The organism is Acetatifactor sp. (assembly GCF_982438285.1).
The window spans coordinates 1-1913 of record NZ_CEWDFQ010000465.1 but is presented as its reverse complement, the minus strand read 5'-3'; the positions used below and the strand labels follow the sequence as shown (position 1 = coordinate 1913).

Below are 1913 nucleotides of genomic sequence, written 5' to 3'. Positions count from 1 at the left end.
CTACTATATGATTAGTGACTTTTATCTTGGAACACCTATAGGATTGTGGCCGTTGTTCTTATATTGCTTTATACTGACTGTTCCGGGTGATATTCTGTTGTGTATTATAGGGGCAATTCTAGGGAAACGATTGATTCCCTTAATTAAAGCTGAAAGGATATAATGAACTATGATTGATGTGGAAACTTTAGGCAATGAGATTCTTGAAGGAAAATTGATTACAGGGCAGGAGGCAATGGAACTGTATAATCAGCCTTTGGAAAAATTATGTCAGAAAGCTGATGAGCTTCGCAGGCATTTTTGCTCCAATGGATTTGATATTTGTACAATTATCAATGGGAAAAGCGGCAGGTGTTCCGAAAACTGCCGTTTTTGTGCCCAGTCTGCCTATAATCATACAAATGCGGCAGAATATCCATTGCTGCCGGCGGAAGAAATTGTTGCACGGGCAAAATTAAACCATCAACAGGGAGTACTGCGTTATTCCATTGTTACCTCGGGAAAACGTTTGTCTGATGATGAAGTGGACAAGATGTGTGAGGTTGTAAGGAAAATCAGAGAAGAAACAGGAATTTCCGTGTGTATTTCCTTTGGTCTGCTGAATGAAGGGCAATATAGAAAATTAAAGAAGGCAGGGGTAGCAAGAGTACATAATAATCTGGAAACCTCACGCAGGAATTTTCCAAACATCTGTACCACCCATACCTTTGATGATAAGATAAATGCTATACGTGCAGCCCAGGCAGCCGGTCTTTCGGTGTGCAGCGGAGGAATTATGGGGCTTGGAGAAGCACCGGAGGACAGAATAGATATGGCACTGACACTTAGGGAGCTTGGAATTAAAAGTATTCCCGTAAATATGCTTAATCCCATTCCCGGAACCCCGATGGGACAAAATAAAAGGCTGACCCTAGAGGATATGCGTCGTATTGTGGCTGTATACCGATTTATCCTTCCTGATGCCTCCATACGGCTTGCAGGAGGACGAGGGCTGCTTGAGGATAAAGGGAAAAGCTGCTTTATTTCCGGAGCAAATGCGGCAATATCAGGTGATATGCTGACAACGGCAGGGATAACTGTTGATACGGATATGATGCTGTTAAAAGAACTTGGCTATGAGGTGAGGTATTGCAATGAGTAAAAAATTGTTTATCACAGGAACAGGAACTGATATAGGAAAAACCTTTGTGTCAGGTCTGATTTTGAAAAAGCTGAGACAAAACGGTGTACATTCAGCATACTACAAGGCTGCCATGAGTGGAAATCACAGGAGACCTGATGGAAGCCTGATTCCGGGAGATGCGATGTATGTGAAGGAGATTTCAGGGATTGAACAACCTTTGGAAGAAATGTGTCCATATGTATATGAGCATGCCGTTTCTCCTCATTTGGCATCCGTGCTGGAAGGAAATCCTGTCAGTCGGGACTGGGTCCTTGAAAAATTCAGGGTGGTCTGTGAGAAATATGAGTATGTTACTATGGAGGGCTCAGGCGGTATTCTGTGTCCAATTTGTTTTAAACAGGAAAAAATCTGGCTTCAGGATATTATTAAGGCATGTGGGTTAAGCTGTCTCCTGGTTGCAGATGCCGGGCTTGGAACTATCAATAACGTAGGACTGACAGCCTTTTATATGAAAAAAAATAATATTCCGCTAAAGGGAATTATATTCAATCATTTTCAGCCTGAAAATATGCTGCATGAAGATAACTTGAAAATGTGTGAATATTTAACAGGCACAAAGGTTGTTGCATGCGTCAAAGATGGTGATACGGAGTTGGATATTTCCACTGAGCTGTTGAAATCATTATATGATTAGGGGGAATTAAACTATGATTTGGTATCCATATGAACAAATGAAGACAATGAAAGCACCATATAAAATAGTGGATGCTAATGGCGTTTATTTATATAC

Annotated in this window: 2 protein-coding genes; both read left to right on the top strand. The window is 41.2% G+C overall.

Features of this window, described 5'->3' with window-relative positions; all coding sequences use genetic code 11:
- Positions 1-169: 169 nt before the first annotated feature.
- Complete coding sequence (gene bioB / locus AC1WIP_RS15295; RefSeq protein ID WP_481142636.1) at positions 170-1141, top strand: biotin synthase BioB; 972 nt, start codon at positions 170-172, stop codon at positions 1139-1141.
- Entirely contained in the window at positions 1134-1817 is a 684-nt protein-coding gene (gene bioD / locus AC1WIP_RS15290) for a dethiobiotin synthase (protein WP_481142635.1), read from the top strand. The genes bioB and bioD overlap by 8 nt, the downstream gene beginning before the upstream one ends.
- Positions 1818-1913 lie beyond the last annotated feature (96 nt).